This window comes from Humidesulfovibrio mexicanus (genome assembly GCF_900188225.1).
In the GTDB taxonomy this organism is placed as follows: Bacteria; Desulfobacterota; Desulfovibrionia; order Desulfovibrionales; family Desulfovibrionaceae; genus Humidesulfovibrio; species Humidesulfovibrio mexicanus.
On the sequence record NZ_FZOC01000001.1, the window covers coordinates 468,894 to 490,657 of the forward strand.

33 protein-coding genes are annotated in these 21,764 nt (G+C 61.2%); all 33 read right to left on the reverse strand.

Annotated elements, in window-relative coordinates:
• Positions 1–37: 37 nt before the first annotated feature.
• The 33 genes from rplQ to rpoC all read right to left on the reverse strand — a co-directional run bounded on the left by rplQ (position 38) and on the right by rpoC (position 21,714).
• Positions 38–463, reverse strand: coding sequence for a 50S ribosomal protein L17 (rplQ, locus tag CHB73_RS02170; protein ID WP_089271604.1), 426 nt, complete (start codon positions 461–463; stop codon positions 38–40).
• Positions 453–1,493 (reverse strand): DNA-directed RNA polymerase subunit alpha, encoded by a 1,041-nt coding sequence (locus CHB73_RS02175; protein WP_089271606.1) that lies wholly within the window; start codon positions 1,491–1,493, stop codon positions 453–455. Before CHB73_RS02175 ends, rplQ begins: the two co-directional genes overlap by 11 nt.
• A 12-nt stretch (positions 1,494–1,505) precedes the next feature.
• Positions 1,506–2,132: a 30S ribosomal protein S4 gene (gene rpsD / locus CHB73_RS02180; RefSeq protein WP_089271608.1), complete on the reverse strand. Its 627-nt coding sequence runs from the start codon at positions 2,130–2,132 to the stop codon at positions 1,506–1,508.
• A gap of 18 nt (positions 2,133–2,150) precedes the next feature.
• A complete protein-coding gene (rpsK, locus tag CHB73_RS02185) occupies positions 2,151–2,537 on the reverse strand; it encodes a 30S ribosomal protein S11 (RefSeq protein WP_089271610.1) in 387 nt (128 codons plus the stop codon).
• A 107-nt stretch (positions 2,538–2,644) separates the two neighbouring features.
• A complete protein-coding gene (rpsM, locus tag CHB73_RS02190) occupies positions 2,645–3,025 on the reverse strand; it encodes a 30S ribosomal protein S13 (RefSeq protein WP_089271612.1) in 381 nt (126 codons plus the stop codon).
• Between the two features lie 18 nt (positions 3,026–3,043).
• Complete coding sequence (gene rpmJ, locus CHB73_RS02195) at positions 3,044–3,157, reverse strand: 50S ribosomal protein L36 (RefSeq protein WP_089271614.1); 114 nt, start codon at positions 3,155–3,157, stop codon at positions 3,044–3,046.
• A gap of 135 nt (positions 3,158–3,292) precedes the next feature.
• Entirely contained in the window at positions 3,293–4,063 is a 771-nt protein-coding gene (gene map, locus CHB73_RS02200; protein WP_089271616.1) for a type I methionyl aminopeptidase, read from the reverse strand.
• On the reverse strand, positions 4,064–5,383 hold the full coding sequence (gene secY, locus CHB73_RS02205) for a preprotein translocase subunit SecY (protein ID WP_089271618.1): 1,320 nt from the start codon (positions 5,381–5,383) through the stop codon (positions 4,064–4,066).
• 6 nt (positions 5,384–5,389) lie between these two features.
• Entirely contained in the window at positions 5,390–5,836 is a 447-nt protein-coding gene (rplO, locus tag CHB73_RS02210; protein WP_089271620.1) for a 50S ribosomal protein L15, read from the reverse strand.
• Positions 5,833–6,006, reverse strand: coding sequence for a 50S ribosomal protein L30 (gene rpmD, locus CHB73_RS02215; protein ID WP_089271622.1), 174 nt, complete (start codon positions 6,004–6,006; stop codon positions 5,833–5,835). The genes rplO and rpmD overlap by 4 nt, the downstream gene beginning before the upstream one ends.
• Positions 6,007–6,041: 35 nt before the next feature.
• Positions 6,042–6,533, reverse strand: coding sequence for a 30S ribosomal protein S5 (rpsE, locus tag CHB73_RS02220; RefSeq protein ID WP_089271624.1), 492 nt, complete (start codon positions 6,531–6,533; stop codon positions 6,042–6,044).
• A gap of 11 nt (positions 6,534–6,544) precedes the next feature.
• Positions 6,545–6,904 carry a 50S ribosomal protein L18 gene (gene rplR / locus CHB73_RS02225; protein WP_089271626.1) on the reverse strand — a complete coding sequence of 120 codons (360 nt, stop codon included), beginning with the start codon at positions 6,902–6,904 and terminating at the stop codon, positions 6,545–6,547.
• Positions 6,905–6,916: 12 nt separating this feature from the next.
• Positions 6,917–7,456 (reverse strand): 50S ribosomal protein L6, encoded by a 540-nt coding sequence (gene rplF, locus CHB73_RS02230; protein ID WP_089271628.1) that lies wholly within the window; start codon positions 7,454–7,456, stop codon positions 6,917–6,919.
• A 12-nt stretch (positions 7,457–7,468) separates the two neighbouring features.
• Positions 7,469–7,852, reverse strand: coding sequence for a 30S ribosomal protein S8 (rpsH, locus tag CHB73_RS02235; RefSeq protein ID WP_089271630.1), 384 nt, complete (start codon positions 7,850–7,852; stop codon positions 7,469–7,471).
• A gap of 19 nt (positions 7,853–7,871) precedes the next feature.
• A complete protein-coding gene (locus tag CHB73_RS02240) occupies positions 7,872–8,057 on the reverse strand; it encodes a type Z 30S ribosomal protein S14 (RefSeq protein ID WP_089271632.1) in 186 nt (61 codons plus the stop codon).
• 12 nt (positions 8,058–8,069) lie between these two features.
• Positions 8,070–8,609: a 50S ribosomal protein L5 gene (gene rplE / locus CHB73_RS02245; RefSeq protein ID WP_089271634.1), complete on the reverse strand. Its 540-nt coding sequence runs from the start codon at positions 8,607–8,609 to the stop codon at positions 8,070–8,072.
• Positions 8,610–8,618: 9 nt separating this feature from the next.
• Positions 8,619–8,939, reverse strand: a complete 321-nt coding sequence (gene rplX / locus CHB73_RS02250; RefSeq protein WP_089271636.1) for a 50S ribosomal protein L24 — start codon at positions 8,937–8,939, stop codon at positions 8,619–8,621.
• Between the two features lie 30 nt (positions 8,940–8,969).
• Positions 8,970–9,338: a 50S ribosomal protein L14 gene (rplN, locus tag CHB73_RS02255; RefSeq protein ID WP_089271638.1), complete on the reverse strand. Its 369-nt coding sequence runs from the start codon at positions 9,336–9,338 to the stop codon at positions 8,970–8,972.
• 8 nt (positions 9,339–9,346) lie between these two features.
• On the reverse strand, positions 9,347–9,613 hold the full coding sequence (rpsQ, locus tag CHB73_RS02260; RefSeq protein WP_089271640.1) for a 30S ribosomal protein S17: 267 nt from the start codon (positions 9,611–9,613) through the stop codon (positions 9,347–9,349).
• A 4-nt stretch (positions 9,614–9,617) separates the two neighbouring features.
• Positions 9,618–9,812, reverse strand: coding sequence for a 50S ribosomal protein L29 (rpmC, locus tag CHB73_RS02265; protein WP_089271642.1), 195 nt, complete (start codon positions 9,810–9,812; stop codon positions 9,618–9,620).
• Complete coding sequence (gene rplP / locus CHB73_RS02270; protein ID WP_089271644.1) at positions 9,812–10,228, reverse strand: 50S ribosomal protein L16; 417 nt, start codon at positions 10,226–10,228, stop codon at positions 9,812–9,814. The genes rpmC and rplP overlap by 1 nt, the downstream gene beginning before the upstream one ends.
• Entirely contained in the window at positions 10,228–10,866 is a 639-nt protein-coding gene (gene rpsC / locus CHB73_RS02275) for a 30S ribosomal protein S3 (RefSeq protein ID WP_089271646.1), read from the reverse strand. Before rpsC ends, rplP begins: the two co-directional genes overlap by 1 nt.
• A gap of 9 nt (positions 10,867–10,875) precedes the next feature.
• The gene (rplV, locus tag CHB73_RS02280) at positions 10,876–11,208 is read right to left on the reverse strand and encodes a 50S ribosomal protein L22 (RefSeq protein ID WP_089271648.1); all 333 of its coding nucleotides are present in this window, start codon (positions 11,206–11,208) and stop codon (positions 10,876–10,878) included.
• A gap of 12 nt (positions 11,209–11,220) precedes the next feature.
• Complete coding sequence (gene rpsS, locus CHB73_RS02285; RefSeq protein ID WP_089271650.1) at positions 11,221–11,499, reverse strand: 30S ribosomal protein S19; 279 nt, start codon at positions 11,497–11,499, stop codon at positions 11,221–11,223.
• Between the two features lie 9 nt (positions 11,500–11,508).
• Positions 11,509–12,339 (reverse strand): 50S ribosomal protein L2, encoded by an 831-nt coding sequence (gene rplB / locus CHB73_RS02290; protein ID WP_089271652.1) that lies wholly within the window; start codon positions 12,337–12,339, stop codon positions 11,509–11,511.
• Between the two features lie 2 nt (positions 12,340–12,341).
• Positions 12,342–12,632 (reverse strand): 50S ribosomal protein L23, encoded by a 291-nt coding sequence (gene rplW, locus CHB73_RS02295; protein WP_089271654.1) that lies wholly within the window; start codon positions 12,630–12,632, stop codon positions 12,342–12,344.
• A 1-nt stretch (position 12,633) separates the two neighbouring features.
• Positions 12,634–13,254: a 50S ribosomal protein L4 gene (gene rplD, locus CHB73_RS02300; protein ID WP_089271656.1), complete on the reverse strand. Its 621-nt coding sequence runs from the start codon at positions 13,252–13,254 to the stop codon at positions 12,634–12,636.
• A 12-nt stretch (positions 13,255–13,266) separates the two neighbouring features.
• On the reverse strand, positions 13,267–13,899 hold the full coding sequence (rplC, locus tag CHB73_RS02305; RefSeq protein WP_089271658.1) for a 50S ribosomal protein L3: 633 nt from the start codon (positions 13,897–13,899) through the stop codon (positions 13,267–13,269).
• A gap of 13 nt (positions 13,900–13,912) precedes the next feature.
• Positions 13,913–14,230, reverse strand: coding sequence for a 30S ribosomal protein S10 (gene rpsJ, locus CHB73_RS02310; protein WP_089271660.1), 318 nt, complete (start codon positions 14,228–14,230; stop codon positions 13,913–13,915).
• A gap of 207 nt (positions 14,231–14,437) precedes the next feature.
• Entirely contained in the window at positions 14,438–16,513 is a 2,076-nt protein-coding gene (gene fusA, locus CHB73_RS02315; RefSeq protein WP_089271662.1) for an elongation factor G, read from the reverse strand.
• A 15-nt stretch (positions 16,514–16,528) separates the two neighbouring features.
• Positions 16,529–16,999: a 30S ribosomal protein S7 gene (gene rpsG / locus CHB73_RS02320; protein WP_089271664.1), complete on the reverse strand. Its 471-nt coding sequence runs from the start codon at positions 16,997–16,999 to the stop codon at positions 16,529–16,531.
• 21 nt (positions 17,000–17,020) lie between these two features.
• The gene (gene rpsL, locus CHB73_RS02325) at positions 17,021–17,392 is read right to left on the reverse strand and encodes a 30S ribosomal protein S12 (protein WP_089271667.1); all 372 of its coding nucleotides are present in this window, start codon (positions 17,390–17,392) and stop codon (positions 17,021–17,023) included.
• 164 nt (positions 17,393–17,556) lie between these two features.
• Positions 17,557–21,714 (reverse strand): DNA-directed RNA polymerase subunit beta', encoded by a 4,158-nt coding sequence (gene rpoC / locus CHB73_RS02330; protein WP_089271669.1) that lies wholly within the window; start codon positions 21,712–21,714, stop codon positions 17,557–17,559.
• Positions 21,715–21,764 lie beyond the last annotated feature (50 nt).

A 21,764-nucleotide genomic window follows, 5' to 3' on the forward strand; every position in this document is an offset into this window, starting at 1 on the left:
CGTCCTTTTCAATGCACGCTTAAACTGGCGATCCGCCCTATTCGGCGGGCGCAGCTTCAGTCTTGGGCTCGGCCTTGGGGGCCGTGACTTCTGCACCCTGCTCGGCAAGCTTGGTCAGCTCGAAGATGACCATGGGGGCGCTGTCGCCCACGCGGGGCTGGGAGAGCTTGACGATACGGGTATATCCGCCGTTTCCGCCGGTGTAGCGGGGGCCAACCTCGTCGAAGAGGCGCTTCACCAACTGGTGGTTTCCAAGAACCTTGTAGGCCTGGCGACGGGCGCTCAGGTCGTTCTTGAGGGCCAGGGTGATGAGGCCATCCACCACGCCGCGCAGCTCTTTGGCCTTGGCCTCAGTGGTGCGGATGGTCTCGTGGATGAGCACGGCACGCGCCATGTTCTTGAACATGGCGCTGCGATGGGAGCTGTTGCGGTTGAGCTTGCGCCCGGACTTGTTATGCCTCATTTCTTTCTTTCCTCTTGAGCAGTTCCTGGAATTTTTTCTCCACGACCTCGTCGGTCATGCCAAAGCGCAGGTCCATGCTCTCCAGAACGCGGCGGATCTCATCCAGGGACTTGCGGCCAAAGTTCTTGGTCTTGAGCATGGCGTTTTCGGTGCGCTGGACCAGTTCGCCCACATACGCGATGTTGGCGGCCTTGAGGCAATTGGTGGCGCGCACGGAAAGCTCAAGCTCGTCGATGCTCTTGAGCAGGTTCGGATTGAGGTCCATGTCCATGTCCGCGCTCTTCTTCTTGTCCGAGGACTGCTCGTCGAAGTTGATGAACACGGAGAGCTGGTCCTTGAGGATCTTGGCGCTGTAAGCCACCGCATCCTCAGGGGACAGGGAGCCATCGGTCCAGACCTCAAGCAGAAGCTTGTCGTAGTTGGTCATCTGCCCAACGCGGGCCTGTTCCACCATGTAGGCGACCTTACGCACAGGGGAGAAGCTGGCGTCCATGGTGATGAGTCCAATCTCGTCTTCCAGGCCCTCGTGCATTTCGGAGGGCACGTAGCCCTTGCCCATGCGGACCTCGATCTCCATGCGCAGCTCGCGATCCTCGGAGAGAGTGGCGATGGGCTGTTCCGGATTCAAAACGCGAACGTTCTGATTTTCCTTGATGTTGGCAGCGGTGACAGGGCCCTTCTTGGTTGCCTCCAGGACGAGCTTCTGGGGCTCGACGCTGGTCATGGCCAAACGCACCTGCTTCAGATTGAGCACAATTTCGGTGACATCCTCAAGCACGCCCTTGACCGTGGTGAACTCGTGCTGCACGCCTTCGATGCGCACGGCAACGATGGCGGCACCCTGAAGGGAGGACAGCAGCACGCGGCGCAGCGAGTTGCCTATGGTGGTGGCAAACCCACGCTCCAGAGGCTCGCAAACGAACTTCCCGTACATGTCCGTGGACTTCGGGTCGCGCGCGAGTTGCTCCGGCCGCACCAGCTCGGACCAATTGCGTGTATTGATAAGCTTGTCGCCGTTTTGAATAAGCATGCCTACACCTGCTTATTTGGAGTACAGTTCGACGATGAGCTGCTCATTGATCGGGAACTGGATGTCTTCCCGGGTCGGCAGAGCCTTCACAACGCCCTTGAACGCGGCGCCGTCGCTCTCCAGCCAGGCGGGACAGCCACGGCGGGCAATGACTTCCTGCGCCTCGGTGATGACCGGGACCTTGCGGCTCGTCTCGCGCACCTCAACGATGTCATTGGGGCGAACAAGCAGAGACGGGATGTTGGCCTTGCGCCCGTTCAGGGTGAACAGGCCATGGCGCACAAGCTGGCGCGCCTGATCGCGGGAATTGGCGAAGCCGAGGCGGTAAATCACGTTGTCCAGGCGGCGCTCCAGCAAGATGAGAAGGTTGGCACCAGTGACGCCCTTCTGAGCCTCGGCGCGCTTGAAGTAGCTGCGGAACTGCGCCTCAAGAATGCCATACATGCGGCGCACGCGCTGCTTTTCACGCAGCTGAACGGCATAGTCGGTCAACTTCTTGCGGAGCTTGCCGGCAAAACCGGGAGCGTACGGACGGCGCTCATAGGAGCACTTGTCGGTGAAGCAGCGGTCGCCTTTGAGGAACAGCTTCTGCCCTTCGCGGCGGCAGAGCCTGCATTTCGCTTCAGTGTAACGAGCCAAGATTCTTCCTCCTTGGTCTTAGACGCGACGGCGCTTGGGAGGCCGGCAGCCGTTGTGCGGGATGGGGGTCACGTCGCGGATGAAGCTGACCTTGAAGCCCACGTTATTGATGGCGCGCATGGCGGCCTCGCGCCCGGAACCAGGTCCCTTCACGAAGATGCCCACCAGACGCATTCCGCAATCCTGAGCCTTGCGTGCGGCGTTCTCGGCGGCAATCTGCGCAGCGAACGGAGTGCTCTTGCGGGAGCCCTTGAAGGAGGCGCCGGCGCTGGCCCAGCTCACAACATTCCCCTTCAAGTCCGTGAAGGTGATGATGGTGTTGTTGAAGCTGGCATGGACGTGGGCCAGGCCCACGGGAATGCTCTTCTTCTCTTTCTTCTTCCCTGTGCGACGGGGTTTAGCCATTTCAGTCCTCGCTTCGCCCGCAGGCGATGATGTCATTCGGAAAAGCGCGAACACCATGATTCCTCATGGCGTCCGGCTCATATATCCTTGTGGGGAAGATCCGCCGCCTACTTGGACGGGGCCTTCTTCTTGCCCATCACGGTGCGACGCGGTCCCTTGCGGGTGCGCGCATTGGTGTGGCTGCGCTGTCCACGCACAGGGAGACCCTTGCGGTGCCGCAGACCGCGGTAGCAGCCAATGTCCATAAGGCGCTTGATGTTCTGCGTCACGTCTCGACGCAGGTCACCTTCCACCTTGTGGTTGGTTTCGATCTCCACACGAATGAGGTTCACTTCCTCATTGGAGAGGACATCGGAATTCTTGGTCCAATCGATCCCGACGGAGTCAAGGATCGAAAGCGCTGTCGTCCGGCCAATGCCGTAAATGTACGTCAGCGCAATATCCAGCCGCTTGTTTCTGGGCAGATCAACGCCAGCAATGCGAGCCACTCTTGCACCCCTCTCTGATTAACCCTGGCGCTGCTTGTGCCGGGGATCCTCGCAGATAACCCGCAAAACGCCGCGCCGACGGATGATTTTGCACTTGGGACACATTTTCTTCACGGAAGGCCGTACTTTCATGCCCTACTCCACTTTCTCCGGCGTCTTGCGTAAAGCCGCCGATCTACACAGTATGCTTGACCATAGGCCGAGCGTTAACAACCATTGTTGAGACGGAGGAAAATATATGCCTTATCAAAAGAAGGCAAGCATTTTCTAATCGCTCACAGTCATCAAGACCGGGCCGTCATGCGTCACCGCCACTGTATGCTCAAAGTGGGCGGCCAGCTTTCGGTCCTTGGTCACCGCTGTCCAGCGATCCTCCAGAATGTCAACATCATAGCTCCCCTCAGTGATCATGGGCTCAATGGCCAGGCACATGCCCGGCTTGAGCGTCACCCCCGAGAGGCCCGACGGGACGAAGTTCGGGATTTCCGGTTTTTCATGGAGCTTCACGCCAATGCCGTGCCCCACAAATCTCCGCACCACCCCGAATCCGGCCTTCTCGCAGTGCTGCTGGATGGCGGCGGAAACGTCGTAGAGGTTCGCCCCGCTGCGCACCTGGGCAATGCCCAGTTCCAGAGACTCCCGGGTAACGTCCATGAGCCGCTGCGCAACAGGGCTTACAACTCCCACCGGAAAGGTCCTTGCGGAATCCCCGTGGAAGCCCTGAAACACAACGCCCATGTCGATGCTCACGATATCTCCCTCCTTGAGGATGCGATCCTTGGAGGGGAAACCATGCACGATCTCTTCGTTCACCGAGCAGCAGATGGCGAACGGGAATCCAAGATAGCCCAAAAATGCAGGCTTGACCTTGAACTCGTCGCACATCCTGCGAGCAATATCTTCAAAGAGCATTGTTGGCACGCCTGGTTTCACGGCCTTGCCAATTTCATCCAAAATCACGGAAACGATGCGACCGGCCTCTCGCATGAGGCCAAGCTCCTTCTCGTTTTTGAGAAAGATGCCACGCGCTTTCTTCACCTACTGCCTGCCCTTGATGCGGGCCTTGCCACCCCCCATCAGGCCTTCGTACTGGCGGGAGATGAGGTAAGACTCGATTTTGCCCATGAAGTCCATTGCCACACCGACCACGATGAGCAAACTTGTGCCGCCAAAGTAGAAGGGGATGTTGAACTGGCTGATGAGCAACATGGGCAAGACGCAGATCAGCGACATGTACAACCCACCCCAAAGGGTGATGCGGGCCAGTACCCGGTCGATGTATTCGCGCGTCTTCGCGCCCGGACGGATGCCCGGAATGAACCCTCCCTGCTTCTGTATGTTCTCAGCGATGCTTTTGGGATCGAAAAGAATTGCCGTATAGAAGTAGGCGAAGAAGAGGATCAACGCGATGAACGCGACATTGTAGACTACTGATGTCGGCGTCATATGCTCCGAGACCTTCTGCAGCCACTCAACGCTGGAGAAGTTCGCCAAAGTCGCGGGAAAGAGCAAAATGCTCGATGCGAAAATGGGAGGTATGACACCTGCAACATTGATGCGCAGCGGGAGATGCGTCGTCTGCCCGCCGACCATCTTTCGGCCAAGCATCCGCTTGGCGTAATGGATGGGGACGCGGCGCTGACCACGCTCCACAAACACGATGAAGGCGAGGATCGCCGCCATGAGCACCAGGACCACAAGCAACATGATGAGCGAGAGTTCGCCCGCGCTCACAAGCCGGAAGGTGTTCACCAGCGCCGAAGGCAATCCTGCCACGATACCTGCGAAGATGATCATGGAGATGCCGTTGCCGATGCCCTTCTGGGTCATCTGCTCACCCAGCCACATGAGGAAAACCGTGCCCGCGGTCAACGTGACCATGGTTACGAAGCGGAATCCCCAGCCCCCGAAGAGCACGAGGGATTGCCCCGAAGGGCTGGCCATGCTCTCCAGGCCCACGGCGACGCCGAACCCCTGGATGCAGGTGATGAGCACCGTGCCGTAACGCGTGTACTGAGTGATCTTCTTGCGGCCCTCCGCGCCATCCTCCTTGCTCAGCCGCTTGAGCTCGGGGCTCACAACGGTCAAGAGCTGGAGGATGATGGACGCGGAGATGTAGGGCATGATGCCCAGTGCGAAAATGGACAGCTTTTTCAAGCCGCCGCCGGAGAACATGTCGAACAGGCCGAACAGGGTGTTCGATGCGCTGTCAAAGAACTCCGTCAGGGCATGGCTGTCCACGCCCGGCACCGGGATATGGATCCCGAGGCGGTACACGGCCAGAAGAAGGAAGGTCCAAAGGAGCTTTTTCTTCAGCTCGGGCAGGCGGGCGAGATTTTCAACACCGGAGAGCGCCACGTTTTGTTACCCTTCCAGTGCCTTTGCGGTTCCGCCCGCCTTGGTGATCTTCTCCACAGCCGCTGCACTGAAGCGGTGCGCCTCGATGCTGATCTTTCCGGGCACCTCGCCGCGAGAAAGCACCTTGAGAGGAGCGCCGGACTTGCACAGCCCGCGCTCGTAAATGGCCTCAAGGGTGATCTCCGTGGCGCCAGGGAAAGCGGCCAACAGATGGTCCAGGTTGATGGCCTCATACACCACGCGGTGCGGATTCTTAAACCCGCGCTTGGGCAAACGGCGCGCCAGAGGCATCTGGCCGCCTTCGAACCAGGCCGGGCGTCCGCCGCCGGAACGGGAATTCTGGCCTTTGTTGCCGCGACCGGAGGTGCAGCCGGAGCCGGAGCCGGGGCCGCGGCCAACGCGCTTGCGCTGGGCGTACTCTTCCGGGAAGGGATACAGTTCGTGCAGTCTCATGACTTGGTCACCTCAACAAGGTGCTTCACTTTCTCAATCATGCCCACCACAGAGGGGGCTTCCTCAAACGTATTCTCCTGCCGGATGCGCTTGAGGCCCAGGGCGTCCAGCGTCTTGCGCTGCGCGGGCGAACAACCGATGCGGCTGCGGAGGAGTTTAATCGTAACCACGGCGAACCTCGTATATGATCCCGACGAAGCGGGGTCTACTTCCTTGGGGTGGACAGCGTCTTGCCGCGCACGTCGGAAACGCTCTCGGCGCTGCGCAGTTCGGCCAGGCCGCTCATGGTGGCGCGCAACACGTTGTGCGGGTTGCTGGTGCCAATGGCCTTGGTCAGGATGTCGTGGACACCCACGGCCTCCATGACCGCGCGCACCGGTCCGCCGGCGATGATGCCGGTACCACGGCTGGCGGGCTTGAGCATGACGCGCCCGGCGCCGAAACGGCCAAGGACTTCATAGGGGAGCGTGCCGTCAAGGACGGGAACGCTGATCATGTCCTTGCGGGCGCGGTCCGTGGCCTTGCGGATGGCCTCGGGGACCTCATTGGCCTTGCCCAGTCCGTAGCCCACCTTGCCCTGGCCGTCACCAACGACCACCAGGCAGCTGAAGCTGAACCGACGGCCGCCCTTGACGACCTTGGCCACGCGGTTCAGGTACACGATCTTCTCGATGAATCCGGAATCGTTCTGTTCCATGTCAACCCACCCTAGAATTTGAGGCCGCCCTCGCGGGCGCCATCGGCAAGGGCCTTGATTCGGCCGTGATAGATGTAGCCGTTGCGGTCAAAAACCACGGCCTCGATGTTCTTGGCCTTGGCTTTTTCGGCAATGTCCTTGCCGACGCTGGCAGCGCCCTCCCGGTTGGCGTGCACAGCCTGGCCCGCACGGGTCAACACGAGGGTGGAAGAACTGGCCAGAGTGACTCCGCTCTCGTCGTCGACGAGCTGAGCGTATATGTGCACATTGGAGCGGAAAACCACGAGCCGGGGCTTCAGCCCGGTGCCGGTCACCTTCTTGCGGATGCGCAGCTTTCTGCGAGCCCGCGCTTGTTCTTTGGTCATCTTCATTGCCGCACTCCGCTATTTTTTGGAACCGGACTTGCCGGCCTTGCGCCTGATGTGTTCTTCCGCGTACTTGATGCCCTTGCCCTTGTACGGTTCGGGCGGACGCACGCGGCGGATCTGCGCGGCCACTTCGCCCAGAAGCTGCTTGTCAATGCCGGACAAGTTGAGCTTCACGCCGTCAACGGCGGCATCGATGCCCTGCGGCAACGGAAACTCCACCGGGTGCGAGAAGCCGACGGTGAGCACCACCTTCTTCCCCTGGACGGCGACTTTGTAGCCAACGCCGATGACCTCGAGGGTCTTTTGGAACCCCTTGGTGACGCCTTCGATGCAGTTGGCGAGAAGGGTGCGGCGCAGACCATGCTGGCTGCAGGCCACGCGGGAGTCGTCTACACGGCTCACCACGACCTCGGCGCCCTCGACGGTATAGGTGACGCTCGGGTGCACGGGGGTGGACAAGGCGCCCTTGGGGCCCTTGATCTGCACGGCTTCAGCGCCGACTTTCACCTCCACCCCGGCAGGGATGGGAACAGGTTTTTTCCCGATTCGAGACATGACGGACCTCTTTTACCAGATTTCACACAGAAGTTCGCCGCCGATCTTCTCGGCAGCCGCCTGCCCGCCCGCGAGCAGGCCGCGGGAGGTGGACAGAATGCAGATTCCCAGGCCGTTCTGGACCTGGGGAATATCCTCGACGCCAACGTACACGCGGCGTCCCGGGGTGCTGATTTTCTTCAGTCCGCAGATGGCGGATTTGCCAGCGGCGTACTTGAGGGTCAGCTTAAGCGAGCCATCAGCGCTCGCGCAATCGGTGATGTAGCCTTCGGTCTTCAGAATCTCGGCAATGGCGGCCTTCATCTTGGACCCGGGCATCTCCACGGTGGAGTGGAAGGCCCCGTGGGCGTTCCGAATGCGCGCGAGCATGTCGGCAATGGGATCAACGACAGACATAGTCAGCTCTCCTTGAGACTTACCAGCTGGCTTTGCGCACGCCGGGGAGTTCGCCAGCCAGGGACTTGTTGCGGAAACAGATGCGGCAACAGCCGTACTTGCGCAAATACGCCCTGGAGCGGCCGCAGATGGGGCAACGATTGTACGCCCGGACCTTGAACTTCGGCTTGCGTTGGGCTTTCACCCTGAGACTCGTCCTGGCCAAACCGGTTTCCTCCTATTTTTTGAAAGGCATGCCAAGGAGGTCGAGCAGAAGCTTGCCTTCCTTGTCCGTCTTCGCGGTGGTGGAGATAGTGATGTTCATGCCCTTGGTCATCTCCACCTTGTCGATCTCCAGTTCAAAGAAGATCGTGTGCTCCTTGATGCCCATGGTGAAGTTGCCGCGACCGTCAAAGCCACGGTCAGGCACGCCGCGGAAGTCGCGGACGCGAGGCAGGGCGAAGGACACCAGCTTGTCGTAGAAGTCCCACATGCTGTCGCCGCGCAGGGTCACGCGGCAGCCAACAGGCTGTCCCTCACGAAGCTTGAAGGCGGCGATGGACTTTTTGGCCCGTGTGACCACAGCCTTCTGACCGGAGAGTTTCGTCAACTCAACGACGGCTTCGTCGATCAGCTTGGAATTCTGGCTGGCTTCGCCAAGGCCGATGTTCAGGGAGATCTTCTCAACGCGAGGGATCTCCATGCTGCTCTTGTAGCCGAACTGTTTCTTCAGTTCGGGCGCAACGCGCTCGTTGTACACTTTTTCAAGCCGTCTCATGGCGCACACCTACTGGATGGTTTCGTTGCACTTCTTGCAGAAGCGAACCTTCTTGCCGTCCTCGTTCACCCTGTAACCGACACGGGTGGGCTTGGCGCAGGCGTTGCAGACCACGGCGACGTTTGACACATGCACCGGGGCTTCCTTCTCGATGATTCCGCCAGGCTGGTTGGCGTAGGGGTTGGCCTTGGTGTGGCGGCTGACCTTGTTGGCGCCTTCGACAAGGACCTTGTCCTTCTTGCGAAGGATCTTCAGCACCTTGCCGATCTTCCCCTTGTCCTTGCCGGCAAGGATCATCACCTTGTCGTCTTTGCGAATCTTGCAGTTCATGATGCTATCCTTTCGTCCCAATACCGGAAGCTACAGCACTTCCGGGGCCAGGGAGACGATCTTCATGAAGTTCTTCAGACGCAGCTCGCGCGCCACGGGGCCGAAAATGCGGGTCCCCAGAGGCTCGTTGGCGTTGTTCAAAAGAACGGCGGAGTTGTTGTCGAACTTGATGAAGGAGCCATCGGGACGGCCCACTTCCTTCTTGGTGCGCACCACAACGGCCTTCATCACGGCGCCCTTCTTCACCTTGGAATGGGGCATGGCGTCCTTCACGGACACGACGATGATGTCGCCCACCGAAGCGTAGCGACGCTTGCTTCCGCCCAGCACCTTGATGCAGGACACAAGCTTGGCGCCGGAGTTGTCGGCGACATCAAGATTGGTTTCACTCTGGATCATGGCTGCACCTACACCGCTTTTTCAACGATTTTCGACAGATGCCAACGCTTGCGCGCGCTCATGGGGCGATGCTCGACAATGGTCACGGTATCGCCAATGCCGCAGTCGTTGTTCGGGTCATGGGCCATAAACTTCTTGCGGCGGCGAATGTACTTCTTGAACAGGGGGTGCTTCACAAGGGTGGCAACTGAGACCACGATGGTCTTGTCGCCCTTGTCGCTCACCACAACCCCGGTCAGGGTGCGCCGGTTGCTTTCGTGAGTGGTTTCGGCCATTGGCTTATGCTCCCAGTTCGCGCTGACGCTGAACGGTCAGGATGCGCGCGATGACTTTCTTCACAGCGGGTATGCGCTGCGTGTTCTCCAGCTGCGCGGTGGCGTGCTGAAAGCGCAGGTTGAAGAGCTCCTTGCGGAACTCGACCAGCTTGGCGGACAGCTCGGCGGCGTCCAGGGCGCGGATGTCTTTGGTGTTCATTATTCCGCAACCTCCTTGACCACGATGACGGTCTTCACGGGCAGCTTGTGCATGGCGCGAGTGAGAGCCGTCTTGGCCACTTCCAGATCCACGCCCTTCACTTCATACAGAATGCGCCCGGCGCGGACCGGAGCGGCCCAACCTTCGGGAGCGCCCTTGCCGGAGCCCATGCGGGTTTCAGCGGGCTTCTTGGTCACCGGATAATCCGGGAACATGCGGATCCAGACCTTACCGCCGCGCTTGATGTGGCGCATGATGGCGATACGGGCGGCCTCGATCTGCTGGCTCGAGATCTTACCGGGCTCCAAGGTCTTCAAGGCGACGTCGCCAAAGGCGATGGTGCTGCCCTTGACGGCAGGCCCCTTGATCCGGCCCTTCTGCTTCTTCCGGAATTTCAGTTTCTTTGGCGCGAGCATTACTTACCTACCTCGTCGAGTATCTCACCCTTGAAGATCCACACCCGCACGCCAATGACACCATAGGTGGTCTTGGCCATGGCGTAGCCGAAGTCGATGTCGGCGCGGAGCGTATGCAGGGGCACGCGGCCATCGCGGTACCATTCGGAGCGGGCGATTTCAGCGCCAGCCAGTCGGCCTGCGCACGCGACCTTGATGCCCTCGGCCCCGAACTTGCGGGACAGGGCGACGGTGCGCTTCATGGCGCGACGGAAGGCGACGCGACGCTCAAGCTGGGTGGCGATGCTCTCGGCGACCAGCTGGGCCTCGACCTCGGGACGGCGGATCTCATTCACCTCAATGGTGATGTCACAGCCGAATTCCTTCTTCAGGTCTTCACGCAGCTTTTCAATCTCAGCGCCCTTGCGGCCAATGACAATGCCCGGGCGGGCAGTGTGCAGCACCAGGCGCACTTTTCCGCCGGCGCGCTCGATCTCGATCTTGGCGAGACCGGCGTGGTACAGCTTCTTCTTGACGTATTTCCGCAGCTGGTCGTCCTGAAGCATGAAGGCGGGATAGTCCTTCTTGCTGAACCAGCGGGAGAGCCAGTTCTTATTGTAGCCCAGGCGGAATCCGACCGGATGTACTTTCTGACCCATGGCGCCCCCCTACTTTTCCTTAACGATGACGGTTATGTGGCTGGTGCGCTTGTGGATCCGGTAGGCGCGGCCCATTGCACGGGGCATGATGCGCTTCCAGGACGGACCCTCGTTCACCATCACATTGCCGACCACGAGGGCGTCAACGTCGCAGCCGGGAATCTGTCCGGCGTTGGCGATGGCCGAATACAGCACCTTGCTGATGAGCTGAGCCGATTTCTTGGGCGTGAACTTCAGGATGTTCAGCGCATCCTCAACGGGCTTGCCCTTAATGTTCTCCGCCACGAGGCGCACCTTGCGCGGGGAAACGCGCAGGTACTTGGCGATAGCTTTGGCTTCCATTGGTTACGCTCCCTACTTGCCCTTGGCTTTCTTGTCCGCGGCGTGGCCGAAGAAGGTGCGGGTTGGGGCGAATTCGCCCAGCTTGTGCCCGACCATGTTCTCGGTAACGAACACGGGAATGAATTTCCGGCCGTTGTGGACGGCAAAGGTGAGCCCGACCATTTCCGGAAGTATGGTGGACCTGCGGGACCAGGTTTTGATGACGCGGCGGTCCTTGTTCTCGTTGGCGGTATCGACCTTCGTCTGAAGGTGGCCGTCCACGAAGGGGCCTTTTTTGATAGATCTGGCCATGTGCTACTCCTACTTCTGCCCGCGGCGCTTGACGATGAGCTTCGAGGACGACTTCTTCGGCTTGCGGGTCTTGTAGCCCTTGCTCGGCATACCCCACGGAGAAACCGGGTGGCGACCGCCGGAGCTTCTGCCCTCACCACCGCCCAACGGGTGGTCGACAGGGTTCATGGCAACGCCGCGAACCTCGGGACGACGCCCCTTCCAACGGTTGCGGCCGGCCTTGCCCAAGGCGACCTTCTCATGGTGGATGTTGCCCACCTGGCCGATGGTGGCCATGCAGTGGGAGAGCACCTTGCGGACTTCGCCGGAGGGCAGGCGCAGCAGTGCGTACGCGCCTTCCTTGGCCACAAGCTGGGCATAGGCACCTGCGGCGCGGCAGAACTGACCGCCACGTCCGGGGTGCAACTCAACGTTGTGGATGACGGTGCCGACCGGAATCTTGGACAGCATCAGCGCGTTGCCGGGCTTGATGTCGGCGGTGTCGCCGGCAAGAATCTGGTCGCCCACGTTAAGGCCGAGGGGGGCCAGGATGTAGCGCTTCTCGCCGTCAGCGTAATGCAGCAAGGCGATGCGGGCGCTGCGGTTCGGATCATACTCCACATGCGCGACCTTGGCCGGAATGCCGGACTTGTCACGACGGAAGTCGATGATGCGATACAGGCGCTTGTGCCCGCCGCCGCGACGACGGGAGGTGATGCGGCCAAAGTGGTTGCGACCGGACTTCTTCGAAAGACCAACGGTGAGCGAGGGCTCGGAGGTGCTCCGGGTGATCTCCTCGAACGTCGAAATGGTCTGGAAGCGGCGTCCAGCCGAAGTGGGTTTAACCTTACGGATGGACATGGCTAGACTCCCTCGAAGAACTCGATTTTGTCGCCCTCGGCGAGGGTGACGTAGGCCTTCTTGAATCCTGCGACCTTGCCGATGGTCCGCCCGTGGCGGAGCCGACGAGAAGGACGCCTGCGGACGATGTTCACAGCCTCGACATGAACGCCGAAGGCGGCCTCAACGGCACGCTTGACCTCGATCTTGTTGGCGCCAGGGGCGACCACAAAGGAGACCTGGTTGAGGTACTCCTTGGCGAGGTTGGCCTTCTCGGTGATGACGGGCCGAATGATGATTTTGGTGTAGTCCATACTACTTCAACCTCTCCTGAACGGAAACGGCCGCGTTCTCAAGCATGACCAGCTTGGGATAGAGCAACACATCGTAGGCGTTGATCTTATCAGCCGGGAGGAGCTTGATTCCGGGCACGTTACGCGCTGAAAGAAGCAGGTTATTATCTGCTTCCTTGAAAACAATCAAGGCCTTTTCCAAGCCAAGGTTCTTGACGATCTCGGCGAACGACTTGGTCTTGATCTCCGGCATGTCGATGCCCTTGAGGACCATGAGGTTGTCCTCAAGCAGCCTGGAGGTCAGCGCCATTTTGAGCGCCAGACGCCGGACCTTCCGGTTCACCTTGAACTCGTAGCTGCGGGGCTGGGGGCCGAAGATGATCGCGCCGCCGCGCCACACAGGGGAGCGGTTGGAGCCAGCCCGGGCGTGGCCGGTGCCCTTCTGCTTCCAGGGCTTCTTGCCGCCGCCGGAGACAAAGGCACGGGTCTTGACCGAGTGGGTCCCGGCACGCTTGGCGGCCAGCTGAGCACGCACAACGAAGTGCAGGATCTCGGGGCGGACCTCCACCTCAAAGATCTCCGGGGACAGTTCGAGGCTGCCCACTTCCTTCTTCATCTGGTCGAATATGGTGACAGTTGCCATAATTTGTTCCCTCTACCCGGCCTTGCGGATCATCACCAAGCCGTTTTTGCAGCCGGGCACCTGGCCCTTGACCACGATGATGTTCTCCTCGGGGCGGACATCAACGATCTCGACGCTGGGCAGGGTGACGCGCTCGTCCCCCATGTGTCCGGCCATCTTCTTGCCCTTGAACACGCGCGAGGGTTCGGTGTTGGTGCCAACGGAACCTGCGGAGCGGTGAACCTTCTCCGCGCCGTGGGTGGCCTTCAGACCGCGGAAATTGTACCGCTTCATGACGCCCTGAAAGCCCTTGCCCTTGGAGGTGCCGGTGACCTTGACCTTCTCGCCGGGCTGAAAGATGTCCACAGTGATGTCCTGGCCGACTTCGTAGCCGTCCACGGCGTCAAGGGGGAATTCCTTCAGGTGGCGGTAGAAGCCCTTGCCGGCCTTGGACTGGTGGCCCTTTTCCGGCTTGTTCACCTTGCGTTCGGGGATGGCGTCGAAACCGACCTGCAGGGCGTTGTACCCTTCCTTGTCCGAGGTCTTGACCTGGAGCACAGGGCAGGGACCGGCGGAAATGAGGGTGACGGGCACAACCGTGCCGTCATCCGCGAAAATCCTGGTCATGCCAAGTTTGCGTCCGAGGAGTCCGAGAGTTTTTGCCATGTCTCGCACCTCCCTACAGCTTGATCTCAACGTCAACACCGGCAGGCAAGGAAAGCTTGCCAAGGGCGTCGACGGTCTGCTGGGTGGGCTCCAGGATATCGAGCAGGCGCTTGTGGATGCGCATCTCGAACTGCTCGCGGGACTTCTTGTCCACGTGAACGGAACGCTGGACTGTGGTCTTGTGGAAGTTGGTGGGCAAAGGCACAGGACCAGCGATGGCCGCTCCGGTGTTCCGGGCGGTATCGACGATTTCCGTCACCGCCTTGTCCAGGATGCGGTAATCGTAGGCCTTGAGCTTGATCCGAATACGGTCGCTCGTCATCGCAGCCATAAACTCTCCTTCGTTTCCGGGGGCTTGTAGGCCCCTCGCCAGTGGCGCCCATGCGCCCTCGGCTCTGCGGAAATGCTGGGGGTTAACTGGTTCTCGACATATGGGCCCGGGGACAGCCCCCGGAAATTTTTCTTGACGCGGAACGTTGCCATACGCGCTCCGCTTCTCGCCTGTCAAGGGGAAAAGCGGAGCGCGGCACGGAACACGCTATTTCTTCTTCATGATCTCTTCGGCAATGCTGCCCGGCACCTGCTCGTAGTGGTCGAACTGCATGGTGAAGGTGGCGCGGCCCTGGGTGCGCGAACGCAGGTCCGTGGCGTAGCCGAACATGTTGGACAGGGGCACCTGGGAGCGGATGACCTGGGAGGAGACGCGCGCCTCCAGGTTGCTCACGCGGCCACGACGGCCGTTCAAGTCGCCCATGACATCGCCGAGGTACTCCTCGGGAGTGACGACCTCGACGCTCATGATGGGCTCAAGCAGAACGGGGCCGGCCTTCTGGCAGGCTTCCTTGATGGCCATGGAACCGGCGACGTAGAAGGCCTGCTCGCTGGAGTCCACCTCATGGTAGGAGCCGAACACGAGCCGGACCTTGATGTCCACGGCGGGGAATCCGGCCTGGATGCCATTCTTGAGGGCGTCCTGGATGCCGCGGTCAACAGGGGCGATGTATTCCTTGGGGATCACGCCGCCCTTGATCTCGTCCTCGAACACGTAGCCGCCAGCCGGATTCGGCTCGATCTCGATGACGACGTGACCATACTGGCCACGGCCGCCGGTCTGCTTGGCGTGCTTCATGTCAGCCTTGGCAGGCTTGGTGATGGTTTCGCGGTAGGCCACGCGGGGAGCGCCAACATTGGCGTTCACGTTGAACTCGCGCAGCAGGCGGTCAACGATGATTTCAAGGTGCAGTTCGCCCATGCCCGCGATAAGGGTCTGGCCGGTTTCCTCGTCGCCCTTGACGCGGAAGGAGGGGTCCTCCTTGGTCAGCTTGGCGAGGCTCTGGGAGAGCAGGTCGCGGTCGGCCTTGGTCTTGGGCTCGATGGCGACCTCGATGACCGGCTCGGGAACATCCAGGGACTCAAGGACCACGGGGGCCTTGAGGTCGGCCAGGGTGTCGCCGGTGGAGACGCTCTTCAAGCCGACGGCGGCGACGATGTCTCCGGCGAGGGCTTCCTTGATTTCCTCACGCTTGTTGGCGTGCATCTTCAAGAGGCGGCCGATGCGCTCCTTCTTGCCATTGCCCGCGTTCACAACGGTGGCGCCGGACTCGATGCGGCCGGAATACACGCGCAGGAAGGTCAAGTGGCCGACAAAGGGGTCGGTCATGAGCTTGAAGGCCAGTGCGGCCAGGGGCTTGCCCGCGTCGCAGGGGCACTCGATCTTCTCTTCCTCGTTGTCGGGATTGGCGCCGACCATGGGAGGAATGTCGATGGGCGAAGGCAGGTAGTCCACAACGGCGTCCAGCAGGGGCTGCACACCCTTGTTGCGGAAGGCGGTGCCGCACAGCACCGGGCATATCTTCATGGCGATGGTGGCGCTGCGGATGCCCTGGATGATCTCGTCGACGGAGAGTTCATCCCCGGCGAGGTACTTCTCCATCAGGGCCTCGTCTTCCTCGACCACGGCCTCCAGCATCACCTGACGCAGTTCGTCGTACTTGTCCTTGAGATCGGCGGGAACCTCAACAATGTCGAAGCTCGCCCCCTTATCGGTGTTGTCGCCATAGACGATGGCGTTGCCGCGCACCAAGTCCACCATGCCGGTGTACTGGTCCTCGCTGCCGATGGGGATGTGCAGCGGAACGGGCTTGGCGCCCAGGCGATCGCGGATCATGTCCACGCAGCGGAAGTAGTTCGCGCCCACGCGGTCCATCTTGTTCACGAAGGCGATGCGAGGCACCCGGTAGCGGTCGGCCTGGCGCCACACGGTCTCGGACTGGGGCTCCACGCCGGCCACGGCGTCGAACACGGCCACGGCGCCGTCGAGCACGCGGAGGCTGCGCTCGACTTCCATGGTGAAGTCGACGTGGCCCGGGGTATCGATGATGTTGACGCGGTGCTCGCGCCAGAAGCAGGTGGTGGCGGCGCTGGTGATGGTGATGCCGCGCTCCTGCTCCTGCACCATCCAGTCCATGGTGGCCTGGCCGTCATGGACTTCGCCGATCTTGTGGGACACGCCGGTATAATAGAGGATGCGCTCGGTGGTCGTGGTCTTTCCGGCGTCAATGTGGGCCATGATGCCGATGTTGCGCTGCCTCTCGCTGGGGACGACTTTGGACACGTGTGCTCTCCGTGACTACCAGCGGTAGTGGGCGAAGGCTTTGTTGGCCTCGGCCATCTTGTGGGTTTCTTCCTTCTTCTTCACGGCGCCGCCGCGATTGTTGAAGGCGTCCAGCAGCTCGCCGGACAGACGGTCGACCATGCCCTTCTCGCCGCGGGAGCGGGAGTAGCTGATGACCCAGCGAATGGCCAGGGCGCTCTGGCGGTCGGGACGCACCTCCATGGGCACCTGGTAGGTGGCGCCGCCAACGCGGCGGCTCTTCACCTCGGTGTGGGGGCGCACATTGTCCAGCGCCTTTTCAAAGGCGCGGATGGGATCTTCCTTGCTCTTCTCGCCAAGCATTTCGAGGGCGCTGTAGAAGATGCGCTCAGCGGTGCTCTTCTTGCCGTCGTACATGAGGCGGTTGATGAACTTGGCGGCCATGCGGCTGCCGTAGACCGGATCAGGCAGGACCTGACGCTTGGTGACGGGACCTTTGCGGGGCATGTTCTCTCTCCTTCCCTGGCGTTACTTCGGGCGCTTGGCGCCGTACTTGGAACGGCCCTGGCGACGATCGGACACGCCGGCGGTGTCGAGCGTGCCGCGGATGATGTGGTAACGGACACCGGGAAGGTCCTTCACGCGGCCGCCGCGGATGAGCACAACCGAGTGCTCCTGAAGGTTGTGACCCTCGCCGGGAATGTACGCGGTGACCTCGATGCCGTTGGTCAGGCGCACGCGGGCGACCTTACGCAAGGCCGAGTTCGGCTTCTTGGGCGTGGTGGTGTACACGCGGGTGCACACGCCGCGGCGCTGCGGACATTCCAGCAGTGCCGGGGTCTTCTTGCGCTTGCCGATCTGTTTGCGCGACTTGCGGATCAACTGGCTGATAGTAGGCATGAACCCTCCGAAAAATTGCTTAAATACAATGCAAGAGGACCGCTCTTATTCCGGAAGCGGCCCGTTGTCAAGCCCCTCGCCACTTCCCCGGGGGCGGGAAGATGGGCGGGCGCCTGTGCAAGGGCCCGCCCTTTCTGTCGTTCTACGCCTGATCGCCAGGCGTCCTAAATCGGTTCAATGAGCAGCGGGTCGTCTTCCAAGTCCTCAAGGAACTTGTCGGGACGCTCCGGCTGGTCGGGCACGGTGATCTCGGCGTCGGCGTACTGGCGATAGCCGGTGCCGGCCGGAATCAACCGTCCCACGATGACGTTCTCCTTCAGGCCGCGCAAGGCGTCGCTTTTTCCGGAAAGAGAGGCCTCGGTAAGCACCTTGGTCGTCTCCTGGAAGCTTGCGGCGGAGATGAAGGAATCCGTGGACAACGACGCCTGGGTAATGCCCAGCACAAGCGTTTCCGCAGTCGCGGGAGCGCCGCCCTTGGCGATGACGGCGCTGTTCTCTTCCATGAAGCGCACCTTGTCAACCTGCTCGCCGATGAGGAAGCTGGTATCGCCCGGATCAAGAATGCTCACCTTCTTGAGCATCTGCCGCACGATGATCTCGATGTGCTTGTCGTTGATGTTAACGCTCTGCACGCGGTAGACGTTCTGCACTTCCTCCACAAGATAGCGGGCCAGATACTTCTCGCCCTTGATCTTGAGAATGTCGTGCAGTTCGGGATAGCCTTCGGTCAAGAGGTCGCCCGCCTCCACGAAGTCGCCTTCCTGGACGGTGATGTGCTTGCCCTTGGGGATCAGGTATTCCTTGCTCTCGCCCGTTTCGGGAATGACCACGATCTTGCGCTTGCCCTTGCTTTCGGCCCCGTAGGTCACGATGCCGTCGATCTCGCTGACGATGGCCTGGTCCTTGGGCTTGCGAACCTCGAAGAGCTCGGCGACGCGCGGCAGACCGCCGACGATGTCCTTGGTCTTGGAGGACTCGCGCGGGCGGCGGGCGACGATGTCGCCGGCCTTGATTTCGTCGCCGTCCTTGATCATGAGGATGGCGCCCACCGGCATGGGGAACTCGGCCTTGAGCTGGCTGCCGGGCCGGGTGACCACGTTGCCCTTCTCGTCCGTGATGGAGAGCATGGGCTTGAAGTTGGTGGTGCGGTACTCGATGATGGTATAGGTGGCGCGCTGGGTCATGTCGTCAACGCGCTCCTGATAGGTCTTGCCTTCGATGATGTCGCGGAAGTGCACGATGCCTTCGACGTCCGCGATGAACGGCTCGTTGAAGGGGTCCCATTCCGCGATCTGCTGGCCCTTCTTGATGGGCTCGCCCTCGGTGACGAGCAGACGCGCGCCGGAGGGCAGCGTGTACTTCTCCCTCTCGCGGCCCTGGTCGTCCACCACGCCCACCTGGCAGCTCTTGCCCAGCACCATCACCTGCCCTTCGGAGTTGGTGACGTTGCGCATACGCGAGAAGACCACGCGGCCGTTGTGCTGCGCCTCGACGCTGGACTGCTCGATTTCACGGCTCGCCGTGCCGCCGATGTGGAAGGTGCGCATGGTGAGCTGGGTGCCGGGTTCGCCGATGCTCTGCGCGGCGATGATGCCCACGGTTTCTCCAACGTTCACCAGATGGCCCCGCGCCAAATCTCGGCCGTAGCACATGGCGCACACGCCCTGCGGGCTCTTGCAGGTAAGGCCGGAGCGAATGGTGATGGAGTTGATGCCGCTCTTGTCGATCTTCTCGGCGATGGTCTCGTCGATGAGCGTGCAGGCGTCCACAATGAGCTCGCCGGTGTCTTCATCGTACACGGGGAACATGGTGGTGCGGCCAAGCACGCGCTCGGCCAGGCGCTGCTTGATCTCGCCGTCCTTGATGTAGTGCGTGAGCTCCAGCCCGTCCACGGTGCCGCAGTCGATCTCGCACACGGTGACGTCCTGGACCACGTCCACCAGGCGGCGGGTAAGGTAGCCGGAGTTCGCCGTCTTGAGCGCGGTGTCGGCAAGACCTTTGCGTGCGCCGTGGGTGGAGTTGAAGTACTGGAGCACCGAGAGGCCCTCGCGGAAGCTCGCGGTGATGGGGGTCTCGATGATTTCGCCCGACGGCTTGGCCATGAGGCCGCGCATACCGGCCAACTGGCGCATCTGGTCCTGGTTGCCTCGGGCGCCGGAGGTGGCCATCATGTAGATGGGGTTGAAGCTCGCGTTGACTTCGGCCTCGCCGGTCTTGGCGTCGATGACCGTGTCGCGCGAAATCTCCTCCATCATCTGCAGGGAGACCTCGTTGGTGGTCTTGGTCCACACGTCCACGACCTTGTTGTACTTCTCCGTGCGGGTGATGATGCCCTCGCGGTACTGGCCCTCGATGTCCTCGACCTCCTGCTGGGCGGCCTGGATGAGGGCGGGCTTCTTGTCCGGAATCTTGAGGTCCTTCACGCCGATGGTGATGCCGGCGCGGGTGGCGTATTCGTAGCCCAGGCTTTTCAGCTTGTCGCAGAGGATGACCGTGGCCTTGGTCCCGGCGGTGCGGTAGGCCATGGTCACCAGACGGCCGATATTCTTCTTGTTCAACACAAGGTTGACGTTCTCGAAGCCCAGCTTCTCGGGCAGAAGCTCACCCACGATGATGCGGCCGCAGGTGGTTTCGGTGAGCACGCCGTGCACACGGCATTTGATGCGGGCGTGCAGGCCCAGGTGCCCGGCGTGGTGGGCGGCGGTGACCTCCCAGGGATCGGTGAAGACCATGCCCTCGCCCTTCTCAAAGCTGCGGGCGGTGGTCAAGTAATACAAGCCAAGAACGATGTCCTGGCTGGGGTTGATGACCGGGCTGCCGTTGGCCGGCGAGAGGATGTTGTTGGAGCTCATCATGAGCACGCGGCACTCGATCTGCGCCTCAACGGAGAGCGGAACGTGCACGGCCATCTGGTCGCCGTCAAAGTCCGCGTTGTACGCGGCGCACACCAGCGGGTGCAGCTGGATGGCCTTGCCTTCCACCAGCTGCGGCTCAAAGGCCTGGATGCCGAGGCGGTGCAGGGTGGGCGCGCGGTTCAGCAGAATGGGGTACTCGCGCACAACGTCTTCCAGAATGTCCCAGACAACAAGGTCCTCGCGCTCCACCATCTTCTTGGCGCTCTTGATGGTGGTGGCGATCTCGCGCTTCTCAAGCTCGGAGTAGATGAAGGGCTTGAAGAGTTCGAGCGCCATCTTCTTTGGCAGGCCGCACTGGTGCAGCTTGAGGCTCGGGCCCACCACGATGACCGAACGGCCGGAGTAGTCCACGCGCTTGCCCAGCAGGTTCTGGCGGAAGCGGCCCTGCTTGCCCTTGATCATGTCGGACAGGGACTTCAGCGGGCGGCCGTTGGTGCCGGTGATGGCGCGGCCGCGGCGGCCGTTGTCGAACAAAGCGTCAACGGCTTCCTGCAACATACGCTTTTCATTGCGGATGATGATGTCCGGCGCGCCGAGCTCCAAAAGCCGCTTCAGGCGGTTGTTGCGGTTGATGACGCGGCGGTACAGATCGTTCAGGTCGGAGGTGGCGAAACGGCCGCCGTCCAGGGGCACCAGGGGGCGCAGCTCGGGCGGGATGACCGGGACGACCTCCATGACCATCCACTCCGGCTTGTTGCCGGAATCGATGAAGGCCTCAACAATCTTGAGGCGCTTGGTGAGCTTCTTCTTTTTGGTCTGGGAGCGGGTGGTGGCGCTCTCCTCGCGCAGGCTGGCGCGCAGTTCCTCAAGGTTGATGGCCTCGAGCAGCTTGCGTACGGTCTCGGCGCCCATGCCAACCTTCACCACGTCCTCGCCATAGTGGTCGATGACCTGGAGATACTGGTCCTCGCCAAGCACCTGCAAGCGTTTCAGGCTGGTGTCGCCCGGATCGAGCACGATATACGAGTCGAAGTACAGCACCTTCTCCAGATCGGCCATGGTGATGTCGAGCAGGGTGCCGATCTTGGAAGGCAGGGTCTTCAAGAACCAGATGTGCGCCACCGGAGCGGCCAGTTCGATGTGGCCCATGCGCTCGCGGCGGACCTTGGAGGCGATGACCTCGACGCCGCACTTTTCGCACACGATGCCGCGGTGCTTCATGCGCTTGTACTTGCCGCAATTGCACTCGTAGTCCTTCACGGGTCCGAAGATCTTGGCGCAGAACAGGCCATCGCGCTCCGGCTTGAAGGTGCGGTAGTTGATGGTCTCCGGCTTCTTCACCTCGCCGAAGCTCCATTCACGGATCTTTTCGGGAGAGGCGATGGATATCTGAATAGCCTTGAGATTGCGTCCGGCAATGCCAAGGCTCGGCGCTCCACGCTGGGTGAACAATTCGTCCAAGGTCATGAAGTTCCCTCGTAAGTTTGAGAGTTCCCTTTATGGGCCCGCAAGCGGGC

What these genes read in the sequence shown, in the direction of transcription:
- rplQ (WP_089271604.1), bottom strand. Translation starts at nt 463, where the DNA reads ATGAGGCATAACAAGTCCGGGCGCAAGCTCAACCGCAACAGCTCCCAT.
- CHB73_RS02175 (WP_089271606.1), bottom strand. Translation starts at nt 1,493, where the DNA reads ATGCTTATTCAAAACGGCGACAAGCTTATCAATACACGCAATTGGTCC.
- rpsK (WP_089271610.1), bottom strand. Translation starts at nt 2,537, where the DNA reads ATGGCTAAACCCCGTCGCACAGGGAAGAAGAAAGAGAAGAAGAGCATT.
- rpmJ (WP_089271614.1), bottom strand. Translation starts at nt 3,157, where the DNA reads ATGAAAGTACGGCCTTCCGTGAAGAAAATGTGTCCCAAGTGCAAAATC.
- rplO (WP_089271620.1), bottom strand. Translation starts at nt 5,836, where the DNA reads ATGAGACTGCACGAACTGTATCCCTTCCCGGAAGAGTACGCCCAGCGC.
- rpsE (WP_089271624.1), bottom strand. Translation starts at nt 6,533, where the DNA reads ATGGAACAGAACGATTCCGGATTCATCGAGAAGATCGTGTACCTGAAC.
- rplR (WP_089271626.1), bottom strand. Translation starts at nt 6,904, where the DNA reads ATGAAGATGACCAAAGAACAAGCGCGGGCTCGCAGAAAGCTGCGCATC.
- rplF (WP_089271628.1), bottom strand. Translation starts at nt 7,456, where the DNA reads ATGTCTCGAATCGGGAAAAAACCTGTTCCCATCCCTGCCGGGGTGGAG.
- rpsH (WP_089271630.1), bottom strand. Translation starts at nt 7,852, where the DNA reads ATGTCTGTCGTTGATCCCATTGCCGACATGCTCGCGCGCATTCGGAAC.
- rplE (WP_089271634.1), bottom strand. Translation starts at nt 8,609, where the DNA reads ATGAGACGGCTTGAAAAAGTGTACAACGAGCGCGTTGCGCCCGAACTG.
- rplX (WP_089271636.1), bottom strand. Translation starts at nt 8,939, where the DNA reads ATGAACTGCAAGATTCGCAAAGACGACAAGGTGATGATCCTTGCCGGC.
- rplN (WP_089271638.1), bottom strand. Translation starts at nt 9,338, where the DNA reads ATGATCCAGAGTGAAACCAATCTTGATGTCGCCGACAACTCCGGCGCC.
- rpsQ (WP_089271640.1), bottom strand. Translation starts at nt 9,613, where the DNA reads ATGGCCGAAACCACTCACGAAAGCAACCGGCGCACCCTGACCGGGGTT.
- rpmC (WP_089271642.1), bottom strand. Translation starts at nt 9,812, where the DNA reads ATGAACACCAAAGACATCCGCGCCCTGGACGCCGCCGAGCTGTCCGCC.
- rplP (WP_089271644.1), bottom strand. Translation starts at nt 10,228, where the DNA reads ATGCTCGCGCCAAAGAAACTGAAATTCCGGAAGAAGCAGAAGGGCCGG.
- rpsC (WP_089271646.1), bottom strand. Translation starts at nt 10,866, where the DNA reads ATGGGTCAGAAAGTACATCCGGTCGGATTCCGCCTGGGCTACAATAAG.
- rplV (WP_089271648.1), bottom strand. Translation starts at nt 11,208, where the DNA reads ATGGAAGCCAAAGCTATCGCCAAGTACCTGCGCGTTTCCCCGCGCAAG.
- rpsS (WP_089271650.1), bottom strand. Translation starts at nt 11,499, where the DNA reads ATGGCCAGATCTATCAAAAAAGGCCCCTTCGTGGACGGCCACCTTCAG.
- rplB (WP_089271652.1), bottom strand. Translation starts at nt 12,339, where the DNA reads ATGTCCATCCGTAAGGTTAAACCCACTTCGGCTGGACGCCGCTTCCAG.
- rplW (WP_089271654.1), bottom strand. Translation starts at nt 12,632, where the DNA reads ATGGACTACACCAAAATCATCATTCGGCCCGTCATCACCGAGAAGGCC.
- rplD (WP_089271656.1), bottom strand. Translation starts at nt 13,254, where the DNA reads ATGGCAACTGTCACCATATTCGACCAGATGAAGAAGGAAGTGGGCAGC.
- rplC (WP_089271658.1), bottom strand. Translation starts at nt 13,899, where the DNA reads ATGGCAAAAACTCTCGGACTCCTCGGACGCAAACTTGGCATGACCAGG.
- rpsJ (WP_089271660.1), bottom strand. Translation starts at nt 14,230, where the DNA reads ATGGCTGCGATGACGAGCGACCGTATTCGGATCAAGCTCAAGGCCTAC.
- rpsG (WP_089271664.1), bottom strand. Translation starts at nt 16,999, where the DNA reads ATGCCCCGCAAAGGTCCCGTCACCAAGCGTCAGGTCCTGCCTGATCCG.
- rpsL (WP_089271667.1), bottom strand. Translation starts at nt 17,392, where the DNA reads ATGCCTACTATCAGCCAGTTGATCCGCAAGTCGCGCAAACAGATCGGC.
- rpoC (WP_089271669.1), bottom strand. Translation starts at nt 21,714, where the DNA reads ATGACCTTGGACGAATTGTTCACCCAGCGTGGAGCGCCGAGCCTTGGC.